At 56.5% G+C, this 22,032-nt stretch carries 18 protein-coding genes; 4 read left to right on the forward strand and 14 right to left on the reverse strand.

What is annotated here, in order from left to right; translation table 11 throughout:
- Window positions 1–17: 17 nt before the first annotated feature.
- The 6 genes from feoB to tadA all read right to left on the reverse strand — a co-directional run bounded on the left by feoB (window position 18) and on the right by tadA (window position 6,081).
- Window positions 18–2,273 carry a ferrous iron transport protein B gene (gene feoB, locus B3075_RS10265; RefSeq protein ID WP_290488865.1) on the reverse strand — a complete coding sequence of 752 codons (2,256 nt, stop codon included), beginning with the start codon at window positions 2,271–2,273 and terminating at the stop codon, window positions 18–20.
- 77 nt (window positions 2,274–2,350) lie between these two features.
- Window positions 2,351–2,581: a FeoA family protein gene (locus tag B3075_RS10270; protein ID WP_290488867.1), complete on the reverse strand. Its 231-nt coding sequence runs from the start codon at window positions 2,579–2,581 to the stop codon at window positions 2,351–2,353.
- Window positions 2,582–2,612: 31 nt separating this feature from the next.
- Window positions 2,613–2,825: a FeoA family protein gene (locus B3075_RS10275; RefSeq protein WP_094137379.1), complete on the reverse strand. Its 213-nt coding sequence runs from the start codon at window positions 2,823–2,825 to the stop codon at window positions 2,613–2,615.
- A 263-nt stretch (window positions 2,826–3,088) separates the two neighbouring features.
- Window positions 3,089–4,468: a cytochrome c peroxidase gene (locus B3075_RS10280; RefSeq protein WP_290488869.1), complete on the reverse strand. Its 1,380-nt coding sequence runs from the start codon at window positions 4,466–4,468 to the stop codon at window positions 3,089–3,091.
- A 66-nt stretch (window positions 4,469–4,534) separates the two neighbouring features.
- Complete coding sequence (gene lipA / locus B3075_RS10285; RefSeq protein WP_094137355.1) at window positions 4,535–5,473, reverse strand: lipoyl synthase; 939 nt, start codon at window positions 5,471–5,473, stop codon at window positions 4,535–4,537.
- A gap of 50 nt (window positions 5,474–5,523) precedes the next feature.
- The gene (tadA, locus tag B3075_RS10290) at window positions 5,524–6,081 is read right to left on the reverse strand and encodes a tRNA adenosine(34) deaminase TadA (protein ID WP_290488872.1); all 558 of its coding nucleotides are present in this window, start codon (window positions 6,079–6,081) and stop codon (window positions 5,524–5,526) included.
- Between the two features lie 144 nt (window positions 6,082–6,225).
- Here tadA and B3075_RS10295 point away from each other — a divergent pair, with 144 nt between their 5' ends.
- The gene (locus tag B3075_RS10295; RefSeq protein WP_290488874.1) at window positions 6,226–7,224 is read left to right on the forward strand and encodes an ROK family protein; all 999 of its coding nucleotides are present in this window, start codon (window positions 6,226–6,228) and stop codon (window positions 7,222–7,224) included.
- A gap of 58 nt (window positions 7,225–7,282) precedes the next feature.
- The gene (locus tag B3075_RS10300) at window positions 7,283–9,208 is read left to right on the forward strand and encodes a heavy metal translocating P-type ATPase (RefSeq protein WP_290488875.1); all 1,926 of its coding nucleotides are present in this window, start codon (window positions 7,283–7,285) and stop codon (window positions 9,206–9,208) included.
- Window positions 9,209–9,372: 164 nt separating this feature from the next.
- Here the strand turns inward: B3075_RS10300 and rho are convergent, their stop codons facing one another.
- The 7 genes from rho to B3075_RS10335 all read right to left on the reverse strand — a co-directional run bounded on the left by rho (window position 9,373) and on the right by B3075_RS10335 (window position 18,914).
- The gene (gene rho / locus B3075_RS10305) at window positions 9,373–10,797 is read right to left on the reverse strand and encodes a transcription termination factor Rho (RefSeq protein ID WP_094137359.1); all 1,425 of its coding nucleotides are present in this window, start codon (window positions 10,795–10,797) and stop codon (window positions 9,373–9,375) included.
- Window positions 10,790–11,395 carry a dephospho-CoA kinase gene (gene coaE, locus B3075_RS10310; protein ID WP_290488876.1) on the reverse strand — a complete coding sequence of 202 codons (606 nt, stop codon included), beginning with the start codon at window positions 11,393–11,395 and terminating at the stop codon, window positions 10,790–10,792. Before coaE ends, rho begins: the two co-directional genes overlap by 8 nt.
- Before the next feature lie 88 nt (window positions 11,396–11,483).
- Window positions 11,484–14,207, reverse strand: a complete 2,724-nt coding sequence (locus B3075_RS10315; protein WP_290492092.1) for an Amuc_1098 family type IV pilus outer membrane protein — start codon at window positions 14,205–14,207, stop codon at window positions 11,484–11,486.
- 71 nt (window positions 14,208–14,278) lie between these two features.
- Window positions 14,279–15,292, reverse strand: coding sequence for an Amuc_1099 family pilus-like system protein (locus B3075_RS10320; RefSeq protein ID WP_290488879.1), 1,014 nt, complete (start codon window positions 15,290–15,292; stop codon window positions 14,279–14,281).
- 33 nt (window positions 15,293–15,325) lie between these two features.
- Window positions 15,326–16,279, reverse strand: a complete 954-nt coding sequence (locus B3075_RS10325) for an Amuc_1100 family pilus-like protein (protein ID WP_290488881.1) — start codon at window positions 16,277–16,279, stop codon at window positions 15,326–15,328.
- A 29-nt stretch (window positions 16,280–16,308) separates the two neighbouring features.
- Window positions 16,309–18,147: an Amuc_1101 family PilM-like pilus complex protein gene (locus B3075_RS10330; protein ID WP_290488883.1), complete on the reverse strand. Its 1,839-nt coding sequence runs from the start codon at window positions 18,145–18,147 to the stop codon at window positions 16,309–16,311.
- Between the two features lie 50 nt (window positions 18,148–18,197).
- Window positions 18,198–18,914: an Amuc_1102 family pilus-like protein gene (locus B3075_RS10335; RefSeq protein ID WP_290488885.1), complete on the reverse strand. Its 717-nt coding sequence runs from the start codon at window positions 18,912–18,914 to the stop codon at window positions 18,198–18,200.
- Between the two features lie 194 nt (window positions 18,915–19,108).
- Here B3075_RS10335 and B3075_RS10340 point away from each other — a divergent pair, with 194 nt between their 5' ends.
- Window positions 19,109–20,188 (forward strand): M42 family metallopeptidase, encoded by a 1,080-nt coding sequence (locus B3075_RS10340; RefSeq protein WP_290488887.1) that lies wholly within the window; start codon window positions 19,109–19,111, stop codon window positions 20,186–20,188.
- An 11-nt stretch (window positions 20,189–20,199) separates the two neighbouring features.
- On the forward strand, window positions 20,200–21,258 hold the full coding sequence (gene lgt / locus B3075_RS10345) for a prolipoprotein diacylglyceryl transferase (RefSeq protein ID WP_290488889.1): 1,059 nt from the start codon (window positions 20,200–20,202) through the stop codon (window positions 21,256–21,258).
- Here lgt and B3075_RS10350 read toward each other — a convergent pair.
- A complete protein-coding gene (locus tag B3075_RS10350) occupies window positions 21,255–21,899 on the reverse strand; it encodes a hypothetical protein (RefSeq protein ID WP_290488891.1) in 645 nt (214 codons plus the stop codon). The genes lgt and B3075_RS10350 overlap by 4 nt on opposite strands.
- Between the last annotated feature and the right edge of the window lie 133 nt (window positions 21,900–22,032).

A 22,032-nucleotide genomic window follows, 5' to 3' on the forward strand; every position in this document is an offset into this window, starting at 1 on the left:
AGAATTAAGGGGTGGGTTCAGCAGTCATTGGAGGCTGTATAAGGTTTCTTTGCCACCAGGTAAATAAGACCCGGCAGGAGCAATAGGGCAACACCCTGTCCGATGCCGAAGGAAGCTTCCGCATAAATCCATGCTCCCAGCTGGTAGATCAGGAAAGCCAGGCAGTACGCCAGGGCGCACATGTAGCCGATGGCGAAGAAAGTCCATTTGGCGCTGTTCATTTCCCTTCTGATGGCTCCCATGGCCGCGAAGCAGGGGGCGCAGAGAAGATTAAAAATCATGAAGGAGAAAGCGCTCAGGAACGTGAAGGCTCCCGCCTGGACAAGGCGGTCCCCTGTTTCCCTGATTTCATCATCTTCTTCCGCTTCAGCGGCGGATTCCTCGGAACCTTCCTCCAGGGATGCCTGAAGCTCCTGGCCGGAGGGGGATATTTCCTGCGTTTCGGAGGGTTCCTCCGTTTTTTCCGCCTCATCTTCTCCGGAACCGCCGTCCGCATACAGGACGCCGAAGGTTCCGACTACGTTTTCCTTGGCGATCAATCCGGTGATGGTAGCCATGGCGGGTTTCCATTCCCCCCAGCCCAAAGGCTGGAAGACAGGCGCGGCCGCATTGCCGATGGAGGCAAGCATGCTGTCATTTTGCTCTACGGAATCCACCTTCCAGTTATAGCTGGAAAGGAACCAGATCAGGGCGCTGGACACGAAGATGACGGTTCCGGCTTTTTGCACGAAAGCCTTGCAGCGGTCCCATGCATGGATGATGACGTTCTTCCAGGCCGGGATGTGGTAAATGGGAAGTTCCATGACGAAGGGGGTGGGATCCCCGGCGAACATGGCGGTCTTTTTCAGAATGAGGCCGGAAAGGATGATGGCTCCTACCCCGATAAAATAGGCCCCCGGTGCCACCCAGGAATTTTCCGGGAAGAAGGCTCCGGCAATCAGGGCAATGATGGGGGTTTTGGCCCCGCAGGGGATGAACGTGGTGGTCATGATGGTCATGCGCCTGTCCTTTTCGTTCTCAATAGTGCGGGTCGCCATGACTCCGGGAACGCCGCACCCCATGGAAACAAGCATGGGGATAAAGGATTTTCCGGAAAGGCCGAATTTGCGGAAAATGCGGTCCATGATAAAGGCTACGCGGGCCATATAGCCGCAGTCCTCCAATATGCCCAGGCACAGGAACAGTACCGCCATTTGCGGGAGGAAGCCCAGAACGGCCCCCACGCCGGCAATCACGCCGTCCTGGATCAGGCTTTCCAGCCAGGGGGCGCAGTCGGCGCTTTCCAGCAGGCCTCCCACCCATTCCGGAACCCATTCCCCGAAGAATGTATCATTGGCCCAGTCCGTACCCCAGGCGCCTATCGTCTGGATGGAGATGTAATATACAGCCCACATGACGACGGCGAAAATGGGGAGGCCCAGCCAGCGGTTGGTGATGATGCGATCAATCCTGTCGCTGCCCGTCAGGCCGCCGGGGCTGGCTTTAACGACGGCATTGTTGATGATGCGGGAAATGGAATTATAGCGTTCATTGGTGATAATGGACTCGCTGTCGTCATCCATTTTCCGCTCCATGGTTTCAATAATCCCGTTGATGCGGGATTGTTCCTCGGGATGGAGAGCGAGCTGGTCCGCGACTTTCCGGTCTCTTTCGAAAACTTTAACGGCAAACCATTTTTTCTGCTGGTCCAGGCATTTGCCGGTGATGATGTCCCCAATTTCTCCGATGGCTTTTTCCAGGTGGTTCGGAAAGTGGACGGCCTGCGGGGGGCGTACGTCGTCCGACGCAGCCGTCGTTACCACGGCGTCTATCAGTTCACGGATGCCGGTCCCCTTGAGAGCGCTGATTTCCAGCACCCGGCAACCGAGGTCGCGTGAAAGTTTTTCCGTGTCGATCCTGTCGCCGCGCTTCCGGACAATGTCCATCATGTTCAGCGCGATAATGACGGGAACGCCCAGTTCGCAAAGCTGGGTGGTGAGGTAAAGATTGCGTTCCAGGTTGCTGCCGTCAACCAGATTCAGGATAAGGGAGGGGTGGTCCGTGACCAGGTAATTCCGGCTGACGATTTCCTCCAGAGTATAAGGGGAAAGGGAATAAATGCCCGGAAGGTCTTCAATGATGATATTTTTATGCCCTTTCAGGCGGCCTTCCTTTTTTTCCACGGTGACGCCGGGCCAGTTTCCGACGTATTGGCTGGCGCCTGTCAGGGCGTTAAAAAGCGTGGTTTTTCCGCAGTTGGGGTTGCCCGCCAGGGCGATGGTAATGTTGCTCATGAATGGTTTCCTTGTCTTGATGAATGAGTGCGCCGTCTTGCTGTCAGGTCAGGAAACGTGCGGTAATAAAAGCGGAATCAATGGATGTGGATATTTTCGGCTTCCGATTTGCGGATGGAGAGTTCGTACCCGCGGACAGTAACTTCAATAGGGTCTCCCAGGGGGGCTACTTTGCGGATGAATATCTGCGTTCCCTTGGTAACTCCCATGTCCATGATGCGCCTTCTGACCGGGCCTTCCCCCGCCAGTTTCCCGACGGTGACGGTTTCCCCGATGAGGGCGTCTCTTAATGTACGTTGTTTGGTCATAGAATAATGGTTGATTGTTGGATGAAAGAACTCAGGCAACGAATATTTTGCTGGCAAGCGCCTTGCTGAGGGCAATTCTGGCTCCTTTGACGTTGACAATGAAATTGCCTCCGTTTTCGGAAACGATGGAAATCGCGCTCCCGGCAATGAACCCCAGACTTTCCAGAAAACGTCGGGTTTCATCCCTGCCATGGATTTTGTTGACTTGGCGGATATCGCCGATGTTGAGCATAGAGAGTGGCATGGTGCGTGTATGAATCAAGTTCGGGAAAAAGTTAGTCTTATCAAACTAACAAGTCAATGATATTATTCGGCTATCTTTCTTTCATTTATTCAAAGCTCATTTAATATGAACTGATTATATATTAGTTTAATCTAATTCTTGTTAATGGAGAGAAGGTGGAAATTCCCCGGTAATGCCTGCCGTAGGACACGGAAGGAAGATACAAAAAAGCCGCGCTAATGAATGTTCATCAGCGCGGCTGGAAAAGGAGTTTTTCTTCAGATTCAGGAGGCGGGGCAAACTTCGCCCCGGACAGGTTTACCGTTGTATTCTCCGGTGAGCGACTTCAGGAAGGCTACCAGAAGTCTCACCTCCTTCTTGTCCAGTTTGTCGTAACCGAGCTGGTAATGATACATCTTCGTAATGGCTTCCTCCAGCGTCCGTGCGGAGGCGTCATGCATGTACGGCCAGGTGAGTTCCACGTTGCGGAGGGTAGGAACACGGAACCGGTGCCTGTCCGATTCCTTTTTGGAGAAATTCATCAGACCGTTATCGTCATTGGTTTTGGCGCGTCCGGCAAAGAAATCGCCTTTAAGGTCGGCGTATTCAAAAGACTGTCCTCCCATGGCGGGACCGGTGTGGCAGGTTTGGCAGCCAAGCTTCAGGAAAAGCTTGTAACCCTTTTTGGCGTTCTCACTGATGGCGTTTTTATCCCCTTTCAGGTAACGGTCAAACGGGCTGTTCGGCGTGATGAGGGTCTTTTCATATTCCGCGATGGCATTCGTGATGGTTTCACCGGTGAACCCCTGAGGGTAAACCTTTTTGAATTCTGCGGCAAAAGCGGTGTCCTGATCCAGCTTGGCAGCGATCTTCTTCCAGTCATCCGGATGTTCGTAACCCATTTCCACCGGATTCAGGGGCGGCCCTCCGGCCTGTTCCTGGAGGTTGGCGGCGCGTCCGTCCCAAAATTGCTTGGCATGAAAAGCGGCATTGAAGACGGTAGGGGCGTTGATGCCGCCTTTCTGGCCGTGGACTCCGGTGGAGGTGGGCAGGTTGTCCGTCCCGGCTTTTTCCAGGGAATGGCAGGAAGCGCAGGAAACGGTATTGTCCGTGGAAAGGCGCACGTCATGGAAAAGCTTGTAGCCCAGGGCCACTTTGGCCGGATCTGCGGGGAGGGCGTCCGGAATGGGGGCAAGAGGGGAAAGGGCGTATTCCTCGCCTACCATATCGCCGAAAATTTTCAGGCGCTCATCCTTGATCCACTGGAGCATGGCGTTTTTCTCCCGGAGAGTGAGCGTACTGCCCCAGTGCACCATGGTGTAGGAAGTGGGAGGCATGGAATTGATTTGAAGCACATGCTCCAGCTTGGAAAGGGTGACGGCGGTGGGAGGCTCTTCCATATTATAGCTGCGCTGCCCGTCCCTGATATGGCGCGCCAGCAGGCCTCCGGAAAGAGTATTGACCAGTTCGGAAATATGCGTGCCGGGGCTGTGGCAGTCCGCACACTTGGCGTTCATGGTCTGTGCGGTGATTTCCGCCGCCTGGGCGGACGTCAGTGGCTTGACATTCTGGTTCGGCAGGAACAGGGGGGCGACAGCCGCCGTCACGATGACCGTGCCGCCCAGAATGGCTCCTGCCTTGATGAAGGAACGTGTTTTGCTCATGAGATTCTCAATGACGTGGAATTGCCCGGATGGTAAAAGGGGAGGGGTAAAAAATCAAGATTTATTCTAAAGTTCGCCGGCCTTTCTCAAATCTTCGTTAATGGCTTCCAGAACATCCGCTTCCGGGGTGAAATTGGCGGCATGGTAGGAGCTGCGGACCAGTGGGCCGGACGCCACGTGCCTGAAGCCTTTGGAGCGCGCAATTTCCTCATACCGGGCGAAATCATCCGGATGGACGTATTTGACCACCGGCAGATGGTTGCGGGAGGGGCGCAGGTATTGTCCCAGCGTCAGGACCGTGACGCCGTGCTCCAGCAAATCGTCCATGGAGCGGAAAAGCTCGTCTTCCGTCTCTCCCAGGCCCAGCATGATGCCGCTTTTGGTAGAAACCTTGCCGTTCACGCACTCCAGCGCCATCTTGAGAACGCGCAGGGACCGCCGGTACTGGGCGCGGAAACGGACGATGGGCGTGAGGCGTTCCACCGTCTCCAGATTGTGTCCGAAAATATGCGGACGGGCCGCCATCAGCGTCTGGATGGAAGAAGGCTTTTCATTCAGGTCCGAGGCTAGCACTTCAATGATTGTGGAAGGGCTGGCTTTTCTGACGGCCCGAATCACCTGGGCGAAATGTGCGGCGGCGCCGTCCGGCAAATCATCCCGGGTGACCATGGTAATCACGGCGTGGCGCAGCTTCATGTGCACGACGGCTTCCGCCACGTGCTGTGGTTCTTCCGGATCCAGCGGATCGGGCTTGGCCGTGCGGGTGGCGCAGAATCCGCAGGCGCGCGTGCACCGTTCTCCGGCAATCATGAATGTGGCCGTACCCTGGTTCCAGCATTCATAACGGTTGGGGCAGTGTGCTTCTTCACAGACGGTAAAGAGGTTCTTGCCTTCCACAAGCTGCTTGACGTCCCAGAATTCCCGGCCGTTGGGCAGGCGCACCTTGATCCATGACGGCTTGCGTTCCATCCCTTCCGCAGTTTCATTATCGTTCCGGCGTTCCATAGTCCCGCTAGCTTGCCGTGACTCTGCTGCTTTGGCAAATGCAAAGTGTTTTATTCCGGGCCGCATTCCCTGTTTTCATCCGGAGGGGCGGGAGGACACGCGGACAGTTTTTTCCGTTCTTTTGCCGCCCGCCGCGCCGCGCGGAAAAACTCCTGAAGATGAAGCAGACACTCGTCTCCCAATACGCCGGGGCGCACCTCGCACTTGTGGTTCAGGGGAGGATTGGAATCCAGCAGATTGATCCAGCCTCCCGCAGCCCCGGTTTTTGCATCCGGGCAGCCGAAAACGACGCGGTCCGGACGGCAATGGACGATGGCGCCCGCGCACATGGGGCACGGTTCCTTGGTGACATACAGGGTGCAGCCTTCCAGCCGCCAGTCGCCCAAAGCTTCCTGTGCCGCCGTCAGGGCGATCATTTCCGCGTGGGCCGTGGCATCCTTGAGCGTCTCCACCTGGTTCCAGCCCCGGCCAATCACGCGGCCATCCTTCACGACAATGGCTCCAACAGGCACTTCCCCTTTTGCGAGGGCCTTTTTGGATTCTTTCATGGCTTGGCGCATGAACCACTCGTCCGAACCGGGCATTTCCATCATTACGGAGGTTATCATGGACTGGGCGGCGCGGTTCTGGCAAGCTCTTTCTGGAAGATGCTTGTTGTGTTTTATACAGTAAGCGCGTCATGCCGTGGAAAGGTGTGGGGATGAATGCGTTTTTACGTTGATTCCGGAGAATGGGTGGCATAAGTATGACCCATGAGTTTTTCAGAACCCTGTGCCCTGGCCGTGGATTTCGGCGGCACGAGCATCAAAATGGGCGTAACGGTGGGGGATCGTATTCTGGCGACGGCCGACCGCATCCCTACCGCCATGTTCGAAAGTCCGCAGGCAATCATTGACGCCATGATTGCGGCCGCCCGCACCCTGCGCGGACAATTCCCCACCGCCTGCGTGATGGGCATGGGGATGCCGGGATGGTGCGACTACCAGCAGGGAGTGCTTTACCAGCTCACCAATGTAAGGGTCTGGGATCGGCAAATTCCGGTGAAAGAGATGATGGAGCAGGCCCTGGGGCTCCCCGTCGTGCTGGATAATGACGCCAACTGCATGGCTTATGCGGAATGGAAGCTGGGCGCCGGGCGCGGCATGTCCAGCCTGGTGTGCCTGACGATGGGAACGGGGATAGGCGGGGGAATCGTGGTGCATGACCGCATGCTGCGGGGGAGGCGGCTCTCCGCTGCGGAACTGGGCCAGACCAGCATTCATTACCAGGGAAAAACGGGTCCGTTCGGCAGCCGTGGAGCCATTGAGGAATACATCGGCAACAACGAGCTGGCGGCGGAGGCGGTTAAACGGTATGCCGGGGCGGGAATCGTCAAGACGGCGGATGAATGCACGCCCAGACATCTGGACGAGGCCGCCCGGTCCGGATGCCCCATAGCCCTCCAATTGTGGGAGGATACGGCGGAAATGCTGAGCTGCCTGATCATGAACCTGATGTATACGCTGGTGCCGGACGCCTTCATCATCGGGGGCGGCGTGGCCAAGGCAGGGGATTTGTTGATGAAGCCACTGTTGGAGAACCTCAGGAAACAGTTGTTCCCTCTCCTGATGGAGGATTTGAGAATTCTGCCGGCCAGGTTTGGAGCGGAGGCGGGGCTGCTGGGGGCGGGAGCCATGGCGATGGACGAATTCATGGGGCTGGGGATTTTGGAACGGTTTAAAAACAAGAAATCATCCCAGGCTTCTTGTTAGATTAGACTAATATAAGGCTTGCCATGCCGGAGCGGCAGGCGTACAAGCGGAACAGGTCATGAATACGGATATTCCCCATGAACATCTTCCGGAAGGAGCTTCCTGTTGTTCCGGAAGCTGCTGTTCTGGAAGCCGTTGCAGTTCTGGCGACGCCATCAGGCCTGTTCCCGCCGTGCTGGGCATTGCCCTGTTCATCAGCGCTCTGGCGGCGGGAGGCGGTTCCTGGGCCGGTGTGGCCGCCTATGCGGGCGCCTATCTGCTGATAGGCTGGGATGTGCTGAAGGCCGCTTTTATGGGACTGATGCGCGGCCGCGCCATAAATGAAAATTTCCTGATGAGTCTTGCTTCCCTGGGGGCGATGTTCCTGGGGGACTATTCCGAGGCGGTGGGCGTGATGCTGTTCTACCGCGTGGGAGAGTACCTTCAGGAACGTGCGGTAGGCAGTTCCCGCCGGTCCGTAAGCGAATTGATAAATCTGAGGCCTGAGGCCGTCCATGTGAAAAAAGCCGGCGCCGTAGATGACGTCTCTCTTTCCGAGGTTCTGCCCGGCTCCCTGATTGAAGTGCGTCCCGGAGAACGCGTTCCGTTGGACGGCATGGTGACGGGAGGCTGTTCCGTGCTGGATACCTCCGCCATGACCGGGGAATCCCTGCCGGTGGAAGCCGGGGCCGGAAGCCCTGTGCTGGCGGGGTACATCAACGGGCAGGGGGTGCTGGAAGTGCGTACGGAGCGGGACTGGCGGCATTCCGCTCTGGCGAGGATCCAGGAACTGGTGGAGGCCGCGTCTGGCCGCAAATCCCCTCTGGAGGGGAGGCTGTCCTCATTTTCCCGCATTTATACGCCGCTGGTGATTTTCATAGCCATCCTGGTATTTTTGCTTTACCCCCTTGTGACGGGCGGAAGCTGGGCGGACGGGCTGTTCCGCGCGCTGGTCCTGCTGGTGATTTCCTGTCCCTGCGCGCTGGTGCTATCCATTCCGCTGGGCTTTTTTGCCGGAATAGGGCGAGCGGCGAGGCAGGGGATTCTTCTGAAAGGAAGCAATTATCTGGATGCCCTGCGGAAGGTGAAGACGGTGGTGTTCGACAAAACCGGAACCTTGACGGAGGGTGTTTTTTCCGTGGATGAAGTGCTTCCCCGTGACGGCGTTTCCCCGGAAGAGTTGCTGTACTGGGCGGCTCATGCGGAGCTTTCCGCCTCCCATCCGCTGGGGCGTTCCATTGTGAAGGCCTATGAAGGGACTCTGTTTCCGGACCGCGTGGCGGAACTCGTGGAGGTGACGGGCGGGGGTGTTTCAGCCCGCGTGGAAGGGAAACTGGTTCTGGTGGGAAAAAAGGCTTTTCTTCTGGAAGCCGGCATAAAAATGGAAGAGGGTGAAGACCGTGGCGTGACCGTTTATGCGGCGTTGGACGGCATTCTTCTGGGGTGCCTCCGCCTGTCTGACCGCCTCAAGCCGGGAGCGGAGCGCGCGGTGCGGAAATTGAGGAAACTGGGCGTTTCCAACCTGGTCATGCTGACGGGGGATTCTTCTTCCGCCGGGGCAGAGGTGGGGCTTAAACTGGGGATGGACGAGGTATTCTGCGGGCTGATGCCTGCCGACAAGCTGGAGCATGTGCGCCGGCTGCAACCTGAAAAGGGGCTGCTTGCCTTTGTGGGGGACGGCATGAATGACGCCCCCTCCCTCGCTGCCGCCGACATCGGCATTGCCATGGGCGGCGTGGGGTCCGATACGGCTCTTCAGGCGGCTGACGTAGTGGTGATGAAGGGAGATCCTTTGGCCGTTCCTCTGGGGATGATGCTTTCCCAAGCCACAGAGCGCATCATTGTGCAGAACATCGTTCTTATTTTGGGCGTCAAAATTCTGGTCATGGCGCTGGGTATTCTGGGGCTGGCGGGGATGTGGGCCGCAGTGATGGCGGATGTGGGCGTCTGCCTGCTTGCGGTGGGCAACTCCATGCGTATTTTCCGGGTGAAACTGGACATGTGACGAAAGGGAATTCTCTTCCTCCCCCTGTTTATGGGCGGATGCTCTTCATCCCGGTATCCGGATGCTGCCGCGGAATCTTGGAATAACGGAAAATATCCTGATAAAAAGCCTCCGTTCCGGCGGGCGGAACGGAGGCGGTGAAAAGCAGGCTCGGACAGAAAATCCTACCGCAGCCCCGTCAGCAGAAGTTCCGCGTTATTCTGGGTCTTGGAGATATTTTGCAGGAGGGCCTGAAGGCCTTCCCAGCCCGGTTTCATGGCGAGCTGACGGCGCAATTGCATGATTTTGACGAACTCCTGTTCGTTATACAGCCTGTCGTCATTGCGGGTGCCGCTCTGGGAAAGGGAAATGGCCGGATAAATGCGCCGTTCGGAAAGTTCCCGGTCCAGGCGGATTTCCAGATTGCCCGTTCCCTTGAATTCTTCAAAAATCACTTCGTCCATTCTTGATTCCGTATCCACCAGGCATGTGGCGATGATGGTCAGGCTGCCGCCTTCTTCCACATTGCGCGCCGCGGAAAAGAATTTGCGCGGTTTTTCCAACGCATTGGCACCCAGGCCGCCGGACATGATGCGTCCCCCCGTCTGGTTGGCATTGTAGCCGCGGGCCAGCCGGGTGAGGGAATCCAGCAGGATGACGACGTCTTTGCCCATTTCCACCAGACGTTTGGCGCGTTCGATAACCAGGTCGGAAACCTGGGCATGGCGCCGGGAAGGTTCGTCAAAGGTGGAGGCGTATACCGGAGCGTCCACGGTTTCTTCAAAATCCGTTACTTCCTCCGGGCGTTCGTCCAGCAACAGCACAATCAGTTCCACTTCCGGGTAGTTGGCTCTGATGGAACGGGCGATTGTTTTCAGAAGAACGGTTTTCCCGCCGCGCGGGGGGGCCACAATCAGGCCGCGCTGCCCTTTGCCGAAGGGCGTCATGAGATCCAGCACGCGCATGGCGGCGGAATTGACCCCCTTGTTTTCCAGAAGAAGGCGTTCCTTGGGGAAAAGGGGGGTGAGGCGTTCAAAATCGCTGCGCGCCCGGTAATCTTCCGCAGGGATGCCTTCCACGCTGATGACGGAGGAGGCGGAAAGGTACTTGTCATGAGGCCGCAATTTGCGCAGCCTGACTTTGATCTGCTGGCCTACGCGGAGATGCAGCGGTTTGATGAGGTTGCCGCCCAGGTAAATATCATCCGGAGAGGTGCGGAAGCTTTTAACCGGATCCCTCAGCATGGCGTAATTATCTTTGGCTTGTTCCATGACCCCGGAAACCACGACTTCATGTCCCTTTGCCAGGAGCTGTTTTCCCAATTCAAAAATTAACTGGGACTTGGTGAGGGAAGCCGCGTTCCGGATGGGCAGCCCTTCCGCCATTTCCTGGAGATCGTTCAGAGGGCGTTTCCGCAGTTCATTGATATCAATCTGCTCCAGAACAGGAGCTGCCGCTTCTTCCTCCCGGACTGCGGTTCCACTGTTTTCCTCCGGGGCGGCAGCCGGCTGTTCCCCGGCTGTTTCTTCCGGAGCGGGGAGGGGCTTGGGGTGAGCTTCCTGCGGAAGATCCCCGGCGGGGGAAGGAGTATTGTCGAGTTCTTCAGTCATGAAAAAAATGTTGGTAGAGTCTTTGGGTTTGCTTGCAGAGCAGGTCCGGGGGGCCTTCATTCCAGATGACGAAGTCGGCCGCAGCCACTTTTTCCATTATGGGGTGCTGGGCCGCCAGAATGGCTTCAATCATATCCTCCCGGAATCCATTCCTGAGAGCCAGGCGGGTTTTCTGCGTTTCCCTGGAAACAGCCACCACGCACACGGCATCTTGGCAATAGCGCGCCGATGTTTCAAAAAACAGGGGCACGTCAATGACAAACCCGTCTACCTCCGCATTCTGACGCGCTGCCAGCATTTGCGCAAGACATTCTTGGTGCAGCAGGGGATGAATGATTCCTTCCAGCGTTCTGCGGCTTTCCGGATTCCGGAAAACAAGCTCCCGCAGAAAATGCCTGTCAGCCTTTCCGTGGGAGTCAACGCTGTCTGGGCCGAAAACGCCGGAGAGTGTCTCTTTCAGCGTACCGCCGTCCAGCAACCTGCCCGCTTCCGCATCACAGTCAAACAGGCGCAGGCGTTTGTCTCCCGCCTCCATCAGCAGTCGGATGAATGTAGATTTCCCGGTGGCTATTCCTCCGGTAACAACCAAGGTTTTCATGGGGGAAGATAAGATGCTTTTGGGATATAAAGAGCGGGTGAAAGGATTACCCTTTCACCCGCTCCAATATGGACATTATGCACGCAGCCTACATGGGAGGCAGCAGGCCTTCGGAAGCGGGAAGAGCGCTTTCCGGAGCGGCCGCAGTGGGAAGGGCATTACCGCGTACGGGCTGGCCCGTGGCGTCAATGATCTGACCCGTTACGAAGATCATCAGGTTCTTCTTGATGTGGTTGTCGGAGTTGCTGCGGAAGAAGCGGCCGATGAGAGGCAGGTCACCGAAGATCGGCACTTTGTCTTCCACCGTCTGCACGTTTTCCGTAATCAAACCACCGATTGCCACGGTGTGGCCGTCGTAGATGAACAGGGACGTTTCAACGGACCGCTTGGAGAAGATCGGCTGCTCGATGCGGTTTTCCGTCAGCGTCAGGGACATCGGCTTGCCGTCGGAACCAACGCCGGTGGACTGGATCGGGCTGCCGTAGTTCACGAAGCCTTCAAATTCCACGATGCTGGGCTTGAAGTTCAGGTCGATGATGTACTTGTTGTCGCCGATGGTAGGCACCACTTCCAGAGTTACGCCGACGGGCTTCATTTCAAACACGCCGGGAGTGGCGGGAGTGACAGGGAAGCTGGATATCTGGGGTTGGATCTGATTGCCCAACAGGCCGTTCACGAGGTTGCCGTTGTTTCCGTAACCATTGTTATTGTAACCGTTATTATTGCCTACGGAATTGGGAAGTTCCGGCGGTTCATATTCGGTGGGATACCAGAATTCGCGGATGATTTCAATCTTGGCGGTTTCACCGGACTTGGCGGTTACGCTGGGAGCGGTGAGAACGTCGGACCCTTTCTTCTGGGACAGGCCGCGCATCAGCATCTGGAAAGAGCCTTCGTCATAAATGCCCGTCAGGGACATGATGCCGGGAGCGGCATTTTTCTGGGAGGCTTCAGAGCGGTTGGTGCTGTTCAGCAGATTGTCCACGGAGTTCTTGGTGATGGCGTAATCACCCGTGCGGTTGCCGCCGGTAACGAGGCCGTTGATGGTATCGCTGCCGCTGTTCACAGGCCAGCCGGTCACGCCGCCGGGGGACTGGGTAAAGCTGTCGGGAGTGGAACCGGTGCCGTAGTTCGTGCCGCCGCCCAGGAAGGTGCTGCGGTCATTGCTTACGGAGAACGGGGTGACGATCCAGTCAAAGCCGAGTTCTTCCGTGTTTTCCTGTGTGACTTCCACGAACTTGGTCATGATGCGCACCTGCTGGGATTCGCCGCGGGTGTTTTCAATGAGCTGTTCGATCAGATCCAGGTTGCCGGAAGTGTTGCGGACGACCAGGGAGGAATTGCCATTGACAAGGAATGCCGTGGCGCCTTCCGGGAAGCTGATGCCGCTCTTTTGCAGCAGGCTGCGGATGGAGGGCATGGGCTTAAGGCCGGAGGAGCTTTCTCCACCGCCGCCGAAGGGATCGTCGCTGACTTCGCCGCCGCCGTCGCCGACGGTGGTGCGGAGGGCGGACTGGAAGCCCGGGGGCACGGAGAAGGTGCGCTGATACAGATCCACGTCATTGCCGCCGGCAGGAAGGATGGTTACTGCATAGTCTTCCACCTTCTGGCGCAGGCCGGCATTGCTGCAGATGAAACGGAGCACTTCCAGCATGGGAACATTGGTCAGTTTCAACTGGCCGATTTTGCGGGTGCGGATGCTTTCCTGCGGGGTTGCGGCCGGGGCAGCTTCCGTGACTTCCGCGGTTTCTTCGCCAAAGCCGTCTTCATCAGTCGCGGGAACGGCGGGAGCGACGGCGGCGGGTTGGGAATCATTGATGACAAAGTTAATGCCGCGTTCGCCGTTCGGGCCTACCGTGCGGTCCAGTTCAATGGACTTCTTGCGCAGATAGTCAATGGCGTCTTCTACGGTGGTGTCTTCAAAGGAGACGGAGGGGATGATGATGCTCTTGAGCTTCATCAGATTGGCCGTGGCGCCGTTGATGTCCGTGATCGGCGCGTTGTCAGTGCCGTCGGCTCCGGTCGGAACTTCCATCGGAATGGGGCGTTCCCACATCTTGTCCACTTCCGCCAGTATGGTGCTGCGGGTTTCGTCGTAAGCGGCTGCATAGTAAGCCATTCTGCGACGGTTAACCGTTTCCTGTCCGCGGCGGGCCGCCACGTTGTACGGGTCAATGGAGAGAACCTTGTTAAATTCGGCGATGGCTTTGTCGTAGTCGCCGAGGTCATAGTAACCATAGGCCATGTGAAGGAGGGTGTTCACCTTTTCCACGTTCTTCACGTGTTCGGGGGTGAGCGCCGGATTCGTGCGAATCGGATCCTTCATGTATTCGAGCGTCTGCTTGGCAAGCTTGGCGCTCCGGGGATTGAGTTTGATGGCATCCTGCAGAAGCTTGTCAGCTTCGTCATAGCGCCCCACTTTGATATATTCCTGAGCAACGGCGATGCTGGCGTCGCCAATGTGGTTGGCGATGGCTTCCTTGCGCTGGTCGTTGATCGGCGCGGAAGGCAGCATGTTGTAAGCGGCGTTGTATTTGTCCAGGGCTTCCTTGTACTTGCCTTCGCGGTACAGGTTGCGGCCTTCCGCAAGGAGCTGCATGGCTTCCTGGGTTTGCGCTTCGCGGCGGGCCATGGCTGTGCGCGCTGCACTGGACTGGTATTGGTAACTGCCAGGCCCGGCGTAGGACGAACCCAAGGCACTGGAGGTTCCGACGGCGCCGCCATCACCAGCCTGCGCAAACGGGCAGGAGGCAGCAATGGCCATCAGCGCAATCAGGGAACGCTTCGGTTGATAAAGTGGTGCGTGGTCCATAGTTAGGTTCTTCTTTTTACATGTTTTTCGGATTTGTGAAGCTTTTTTTTCAGAAAAGTTTAAATCCGGCTCTATTTTTTCTTGCTCAGTGTTGTTTGTTCTCCAGTGACTTTGTTGGCAATGGTTACGGTCTGTGTAGCATTATCAACGGTTTTCAGCGTGTAGACCTGTTTGGCGTCTCCCGGAATCCGGAAGTCGGAACCTTCCTCTACTTCAAAGCTGGTATCCCGTTCAGGGCCGGCGGTGATAGTAAGGTTTACTTTCTTATCAATGATTGGAATGACGTATTTTGTTCCGCGCCTGATGGTGTAGGTTTGTCCGTTTTTGGTCGGCTTCAAATCCTTGACGACGGCTTCCTCGTCCGTTTCCACCATGTCCAGGCTGGGATTCTTGAATTCCTTTTTAACAACGCTGACAAGCTCGAACCTGGGTTCGTCTTTTGTATTCTTGCGGGCGCCGAACTTGCCGTTGGTCTGGACAATGTTTTTCCAAATTTCCTGTTTGGCGCGGTTCATGCCCTTAAAAGTAAAGTCATTGCCGTCCGCCTGGGTGAAAGCCAGGTAGAAACCGAACTGCTTGATTTCGTCGACAAAAAGCTTGTTGACCAGGGACGGATGGCTGTTCGGGTCATTGGGATGGGTTTTTGCCGCATATTCCTCCTCCACCGTGAAACCGTCGTTGTCAGGGTCCCGGGTCAGGACGTCCGAGTAAACGAATTCATTTTCCAGTCCGTTGTCCAGGAACCATTTGTTCGGAATGTTGCCATGGATAGGAGGGCCGGAGATGATGTCAAAGGGTTCCATTTCTCCCTCCTTAATCCAGAGATTGGGGGCTACGAAGCCCACATACTTCTGTGTTTCCTGGGCAATCGGCTTGAGCTCGTGGGAGGCGGAAAGTTCCTGGCCTACTTCCGCTGCTTTCCTGATGCCGGGAGGCGGTTCAATGGTTTTTTCGGAAATCTGTATGGGGAACTTGTATTTGTCATTCAGTCCCATAAGGGTCAGCGTACCATAGGCGGCCACCCCCAGGCCCAGGACGATTCCGGATGCCAACAGGATTTTGTCGTAATTTTGTTTTTCAGACATGTTGAAAGTATTTGCTGCGGTTGGTTGCCGTGGTTAATCTTCGGACGGTTCCTGAGCCTTGGGCTGGTTAAAGTGGATCAGATTCAGGGAGACCTGGACAAAGATCTGCTCCTTGCCCATGTAAGGCTTGATGACTTGCTGGATGGCCGGCGCCGCAGGTGCGGCCGCTTCATCCGCAGGAGTCAGGGAAGCCGCACCCGCGGCGGGTTGGTCAGCGGCAGGCTTGGCGGCCGCCGGATTGGCGATGGGTGGGGGCATCATCCGTTCGTTGCGGATCCGGATGGAGTTGATCGTGAACAGATAGTCCTGCATGCCGGTTATGGCGTTTATGGCGTTCAATACACTTTCCCGGTCGCCCTGGAAGGCGATTTCCAAAGGCATGGGAGTCCATGGGGACTGATCGGCTTCGTCCGATTCTTCCGGATTGTTCGCCGGGGTTTCAATGGGGAGCTGGGGGCGGTATACCTTGATGAATTTGGACAGGCCGCATTCCGTCAGCTTGTTGACCAGACTGTTGATGGCTTTCAATTCAAAACCCAGCGTGGAGGCTGCCTGAACGGAAGGCGCCTGGGTGCTGTAAACCTGGAAGCCGAGCCAGTTGGAGGTGTCCGTGATGAGAATGTTCTTTTTCTTGCAGGAGGAGATCAGGGAATCCCTGAATGTTTTCAGTTCATTCTGGAACGCCGTGGGCGTGGTGGGAACCAGCGCGGAAGATGCAAGGAAGGGCTTGTAGGCCGTTTCCAGGCTGTTCACCGCCTTGGCATAGCGGTTCAGTTCCTTTTCCAGATCCTCGTTGGATGAACGGCACGGAGTGATTTCCGCAGCATTGGCGGACTTGATTTCCTTGGCGGCAATGCTGATTTTTTTGTCCAGCTCACTGCGTTTGGAATTGACGATGTACCCTGTCGCGGATAACCCCAGGAATAAGAGAAGCCCCACGCCCGCGACCATGGCGGCGGGCTTGTTGTCTGTAATCCAATTGCTCATAAAATATGTCTTGTTCGGGTTGGGTAATCTTATTTGTTAAAGTTCACGGGAATGGGAGTTTTTAACGGAAGCACCAGCTTGAAAGGCACAAAGGCTCCGGCCGCCGCGTCTACTTTGGCGTCCTTGGCTCCCAGCTCCATGATCTGGCGGGCTTCCAGCTTGACGTCTCCGGGCTTGAAGGTGAACAGGGATTCCTTGTTCCCGTCTATTTTTGCCTGAAGGTTCTGGATGATTTTCTGGCCGCCCAGGTTGCGGCGGACGAATCCGGTCAGGCGGATGGCATTGACGCTGTAAACGGTCGCTTCATCCTCGCCGGATGCGCTGGCGGAGGCCTCCGTCCTGATATCATCCACCAGGGATGTATTTTTGTCCGATGTGAAGGAATCCTTGATGACGGAGTAGCCCGTGATCTGGGTGGTGTCCTCCGGATTGAAATGGGCCAGCGGTTCAAAATCCGTGAACCAGTAGGGATAATCCTTGTGTTCCGATTGTTCCAGCAGATGCTTGATGATGTCCGCGTAGCCGTAGCGCTGGAGCGTGAGCTGCTGGTAGGAGGCCAGGGCAGAGTCCAGTTTTTTCAGTTTCTGTTCTTTCTGGCGCAGGGCGGATTGTGCCGATTTGATGGAAGTAACGATGGGCTGGACGCCGGCGAGGGTTTCCTCCGCCTTTTTTTCGCCCATATACCCTGTGACGGCATAGGCCGCGGCGCCGAGAACGGCAATGGCGGCTCCAGCGATGATGGCGGGCATTTTTTTCTGGTTGGCCCGTTTCTTGGCGACTGCGGTCGGTTCCAGATTAATATTGAGAGAAGCCCTCCCGATGGAGTGGATGGCGGTGCCGATCAATCCTCCCAGGATGAAAGCTTCTCTGGAGATGGCGTTCACGTCCACGCCGGACCCGACGCTCACGTTGTGCATGGGGTTGAAGAAGGAAATCGGAATGCCCAGTTTGTCTTCCAGGAATTCCTTGGTGTAGGGCAGGGACGCTCCGCCGCCGCACAGGTATGCCTTGACGGGAGCGCTTCCGCTCATCTGAGCGCGGTAGTGGTTGGTGGTGCGCTGAATTTCTGAAGCCAGCCTGGTCATGGCCGTGCGGATGACGGTGGCCAGATTGGCCGTGGCGGGATCCAGGCCTTCCGTTTGCCCGTTGCTCATGGAAACGAGGCCGCTGGTGGTTTTCAGGCGTTCCGCTTCCATGAAGGGAATGTTGAATTCACGGGCGATGGCGGAGGTGACGAAGATCCCCCCCGCGGAGATGCTGCGGGTGAAGAAACGGCCCTGTTCACTGTAAATCAGATCCGTGGATTTGGCACCGATGTCGATGAGCATGACCGGCTCTTTTTCATCCGGATAACTGTCCACATACGCGTTGTACAGAGAGGTAAGCGCGCAGTCCACCTGGCCGGTGGAAAGGCCGTGGGAAACGATTTCGTCATTCAGGGAATCCAGGTCTTCCGCCTTAATGGCAACCAGGACGGCTTCCCGTTCCAGACCCTTGGCGGGGAGCAGATGATAGTCCCACACGACTTCGTCCAGCGGGAAGGGGACGTGCTGCTGGGCTTCAAAACGGATGAGCTGTTCCACGTCGGTGTCGTCCAGGGCCGGAAGCTTGACGAAACGGATGAAAACGGATTGTCCGGAAACGGAATAGTTGACGACGCTTCCTTTGACATTGAGTTCCTGGACGAGGTCGGCGATGGCCTCCCCTATTTTTGTCAGGCGCAGGCCTTCCGCTGACGGATCCAGCACTACGAGGCGCGTGGCATAGCGGTCCAGGATAAGGCCGTCTTTGGAAGCCCTGGAAAAGACGCCCATTGAAACTCTCTGGGAACCTACGTTTAATGCGACGATTTGTCGTGAATTAGCCATGGGTGAATTTTTCTGTTAAATAAGATGAAATGATAAAAATGAATGGAACGTTATTCGCCGTCCGCCGGGGATTCTGCCGGAGTTCCGAACGGGGCAGGGACAGAACTGGAAGCCGCCTGCTGGTTGTTGGGTCTCATAATTTCCGGATAGCGGTCGTACCAGAACACGGAGAAAGGCGTTTCATCCTTGTTCAGCAGGGGATAATAAGAGGTTTCGACGATGCTGGGGGACTGGATGGTCCACCATTTCTCCATCTTGCCGCGTTCGGTGGAATAAGTGGCGACAATCTTGCCGTTATATTCCACCACGACGCCCTGGTACTTCACCCATTTTCCTCTTCCCCCTTCCACGCCGGTAATGCGCCTGACGGAGGACGGGGAAAGGTACACGGAAGCGTATGTGTCGTCTCCCACCGGAACATTGACGTATTTGACTTCCTTATACAGTTTCAGGTACTGGCGCGCGCGGTCCGGATTGACTACCGCAATGTAGAATTTGAACGTCAGGGCGTCAATATAGCCGGATTTGGGCATGGGCGCGGCTTCCACCTTGAAGGGAATTTCAAAATCCGCCCATTTCTTCGGTTTCGGCAGCGGCCGGGGGTCGTCCTGCGTCAGGACGTTGGGGGACTGGCGCATATACAGGGACAGCTTTCCCAGGGAGACCCTCACCTGCATTCTGGGATTGCTGGTGATTTGCGCCGATGCCGCAGGGATGAAAAGCACCGCAGCCAGCATGACCGTGATAGTGTTAAGGATGGATTTCATAGCACAATTCGATTCCCTGATTAGTTACACCAAAAACCGAACTGTGGCTAGCAAAAATCTCTCGTTTCTTTCCATGCGGCGGGGGTGGAACATGACGCGGCTTCCTCCGGCGGTTCTGTCCGGGCGGTCAAGAAAAAAACATGCGTAATGGCTGCGGGCTTGACCTGGCAGAAGTGTTTTCACATGCTCGGCCCATGGCGATTGATTCTGACCTGCTGAAAAAGTTTTCAGAGGCCCACGGTATTTCTGGGCATGAGGATGAAGTACGGAACATGGTGGTTCAGGAACTTGAAGGATATGGGGAATTTTCTTCCGATGGTTCCGGCAGCCTGTTCTGCACCGGCGGCGGGTCCGGTCCCCGCGTGATGCTGGCTGCCCACATGGATGAAATAGGCTTCTTGGTGCAGAATATAACGTCGAACGGTTTCCTTCAGTTGGTGGGGATAGGCGGCTGGTGGCCGCATACCCTGTTAAGCCAGCGTGTCCTGGTAAAAACCCGCTCGGGTCGCGGCATCCTGGGAGTAATTGGTTCCAAACCTCCCCATTTTCTGCCGGAAGGGCAGCGCAACAGCGTTATGAGCATGGAAGCCCTGTTTGTGGACGTGGGCGCGGAAAGCGCGGAACAGGTGAAGAATGAATTCGGCATTCACCTGGGGGATCCCGTGGTGCCGGACGTGAAATTCTCCCCCCTGGAAAATCCGTTCCGGGTGATGGGGAAAGCCTTCGACAACCGCGCCGGCCTTTCTGTGATGATAGAGGCATTTAAGGAATTATGCCGGGAAGGGCATCCCAACACTCTGATTGCCGCCGCTACGGTTCAGGAAGAAGTGGGCACGCGGGGCGCCAGGACGGCCGGCGTCGCCATGCAGCCGGATTGCGTGATTGTTCTGGAAGGTCCGCCGGCAGACGATACCCCCGGGTTTGCCGTAGGGGATGCGCAAGGAGTTCTGGGTGGAGGCGTGCAGATCAGGCTGTTTGACCCCACGGCCATCACCAACCCCCGGCTGGCTGCCCTGGCCGAAAAAACGGCTTTGGATGCGGGCATTCCATTCCAGTTGACGGTGCGCCGTTCCGGCGGAACGGATGCGGCGGCCCTGCATCTCTCCGGAAAGGGAGTTCCCTCCATTGTACTGGGAATTCCCACCCGGTACATCCATGCCCATAACGGAGTGCTGGATCTGCGGGACTACCGTGCCGCAGTGGAACTGACGGTGGCTCTGGCCCGTTCCCTGGACCATGAGACAGTGGAAGCTCTTACCCGTTACCTGCCCTGAAAGAAACGCTCATGAATCCGACCGCTTACGTACATGATCTGGACCCTGTCATCTGGCAGATAACAGACTCAATTGCCCTGCGCTGGTATGGCCTGGCCTATTTAATGGGCTTCATCTGCGGATACTATCTGCTTTCCTGGCTCTCCCGCCGGAAACTGTATCCTGTCCCTCAGGACAGGATGGCGGATTTTGTCACTTACGTGGCCATCTTTGGCGTTCTGATCGGCGGAAGGCTGGGATATGTGCTCTTTTACCAGATTCCCAATCACGGCTGGTCTCAGTTTCTGGCGGATCCGCTCATGGCCCTGAGGGTGTGGGAAGGAGGCATGGCCAGCCACGGAGGGATGATTGGAGTGGGGCTGTACACGTTTTATTATGCGTGGAAGCACCGCGTCAAGTGGGCGGCGCTTCTGGACGGCCTGGCCATTGTAGCTCCCGTCGGGCTGTTTTTCGGGCGCGTAGCCAATTTTATCAACGGGGAACTGTACGGGCGCATTGTTTCGCCCGGCTCTTCCCAGGGAATGATTTTCCCGGCGGAGCTTTCCCAGGATCCGGATTTGTTCGTCCGGGTGGCCTCCCGCATTTATGAAACGCCCGGATTGCTGGACAAACTGTCCCTTTCCGGCGTAGCCGTGCCGGAACGCATGACTGCCGCCTGGGTGGCCGACCGGGTAAGGGATACGCCCGCCATCAGGGAAATCGTGGGGCAGATGATGCAGGACCATGCGCGTTATCCCTCCCAGTTATATGAAGCGTTTGCGGAAGGCGTGCTTCTCTTTGCCGTGTTGTGGTTTGTGCGGGTAAGGTTCCCCCGTGCGTGGAATGGCTTGTTCTGCGGAATTTTTGCCGTTCTTTATGCTGCGGGCAGAATTATTTGCGAAGAGTACCGGGAACCGGATTCTCCTTTCTCCATGGGATTGACCCGCGGGCAGTTCCTTTCCGTTTTCCTCGTGCTGGTGGGCGTCGCTTTCTTTGCATATGCCTTCAAGACCAGGCAGACGGTTCAGGAATGCGTTTTCTATGAACCTGAAAAGAAAGACGGAAAGGAATCGTCCGGAAAGGCCGTTTAAAACGGGTCCAGGTCAAATTCCCCTGTTTGGGGAATATTGCTGGCGGGGCCTGCCTTGAAAATATCGGCAATGCAGCTGGAAAAAAGCCGCAAGTTCCGTTGGTCAAAGGCAAAACGTTCAAATTCCTTGACGGAAAACAGAGTGATGGGGTCCGTGTTGTAGGCTTTGAATTCCATGATGCCGGCGCCCGTATTCGTATTTGACAGGCGTCCCTCAATGCCTACGTCCCCGCTCATGAAGCGTCCCAGGATCAGGGAGGTTCCCGGAAGGGGGGAGACCAGGGAAACAAGATCGGACATGATGTTGCCGCCCACGTCCGTAGGTTTCAGCCTGACGATGGCGAGGTTGAGAGCTACGGCTCCCGGAACGGGGCGGTCAACCAGCTGCCATTTCATCCTTCCGCCTGTCTGTTTGGATTTATTTTCCAGCACGTTGCGGATGTCTTTCTGCAGCTCCGCTCTGAATTGCGCCGCCAGCGCCGGGGCCTCCTTGGGGAATCCGGCCTTGATGTAATCAATATTGACGGGGGCTACGTACACTTTCAGCCTCGGAGAATTCCAGATGGCCTGTTCCGAGGGATTGTACCAGACACCTTCAAAACAACTCTGCCTGGAGTCCGCGTGAAGAGAATGGGTGATCAAGGGGGAAACGGGCATTGTCCGGGAACTGGAACAGGAAAAAACCAAACCTGTTCCCAGAGCCAGGAATAGCCGTGTAATAGCGCCGCACATGCAGGGTAAGACAGCATCCGGCCGGCAGGCGTTCGAGACATGA

It is taken from the genome of Akkermansia sp. UBA7090 (assembly GCF_002493465.1).
In the GTDB taxonomy this organism is placed as follows: domain Bacteria; phylum Verrucomicrobiota; class Verrucomicrobiia; order Verrucomicrobiales; family Akkermansiaceae; genus Akkermansia; species Akkermansia muciniphila_A.

Bases quoted from the DNA above. Each gene is read 5' to 3' on its own strand.
- feoB (WP_290488865.1), bottom strand. From the start codon at position 2,273: ATGAGCAACATTACCATCGCCCTGGCGGGCAACCCCAACTGCGGAAAA.
- B3075_RS10270 (WP_290488867.1), bottom strand. From the start codon at position 2,581: ATGACCAAACAACGTACATTAAGAGACGCCCTCATCGGGGAAACCGTC.
- B3075_RS10275 (WP_094137379.1), bottom strand. From the start codon at position 2,825: ATGCCACTCTCTATGCTCAACATCGGCGATATCCGCCAAGTCAACAAA.
- B3075_RS10280 (WP_290488869.1), bottom strand. From the start codon at position 4,468: ATGAGCAAAACACGTTCCTTCATCAAGGCAGGAGCCATTCTGGGCGGC.
- lipA (WP_094137355.1), bottom strand. From the start codon at position 5,473: ATGGAACGCCGGAACGATAATGAAACTGCGGAAGGGATGGAACGCAAG.
- tadA (WP_290488872.1), bottom strand. From the start codon at position 6,081: ATGATAACCTCCGTAATGATGGAAATGCCCGGTTCGGACGAGTGGTTC.
- B3075_RS10295 (WP_290488874.1), top strand. From the start codon at position 6,226: ATGAGTTTTTCAGAACCCTGTGCCCTGGCCGTGGATTTCGGCGGCACG.
- B3075_RS10300 (WP_290488875.1), top strand. From the start codon at position 7,283: ATGAATACGGATATTCCCCATGAACATCTTCCGGAAGGAGCTTCCTGT.
- rho (WP_094137359.1), bottom strand. From the start codon at position 10,797: ATGACTGAAGAACTCGACAATACTCCTTCCCCCGCCGGGGATCTTCCG.
- coaE (WP_290488876.1), bottom strand. From the start codon at position 11,395: ATGAAAACCTTGGTTGTTACCGGAGGAATAGCCACCGGGAAATCTACA.
- B3075_RS10315 (WP_290492092.1), bottom strand. From the start codon at position 14,207: ATGGACCACGCACCACTTTATCAACCGAAGCGTTCCCTGATTGCGCTG.
- B3075_RS10320 (WP_290488879.1), bottom strand. From the start codon at position 15,292: ATGTCTGAAAAACAAAATTACGACAAAATCCTGTTGGCATCCGGAATC.
- B3075_RS10325 (WP_290488881.1), bottom strand. From the start codon at position 16,279: ATGAGCAATTGGATTACAGACAACAAGCCCGCCGCCATGGTCGCGGGC.
- B3075_RS10330 (WP_290488883.1), bottom strand. From the start codon at position 18,147: ATGGCTAATTCACGACAAATCGTCGCATTAAACGTAGGTTCCCAGAGA.
- B3075_RS10335 (WP_290488885.1), bottom strand. From the start codon at position 18,914: ATGAAATCCATCCTTAACACTATCACGGTCATGCTGGCTGCGGTGCTT.
- B3075_RS10340 (WP_290488887.1), top strand. From the start codon at position 19,109: ATGGCGATTGATTCTGACCTGCTGAAAAAGTTTTCAGAGGCCCACGGT.
- lgt (WP_290488889.1), top strand. From the start codon at position 20,200: ATGAATCCGACCGCTTACGTACATGATCTGGACCCTGTCATCTGGCAG.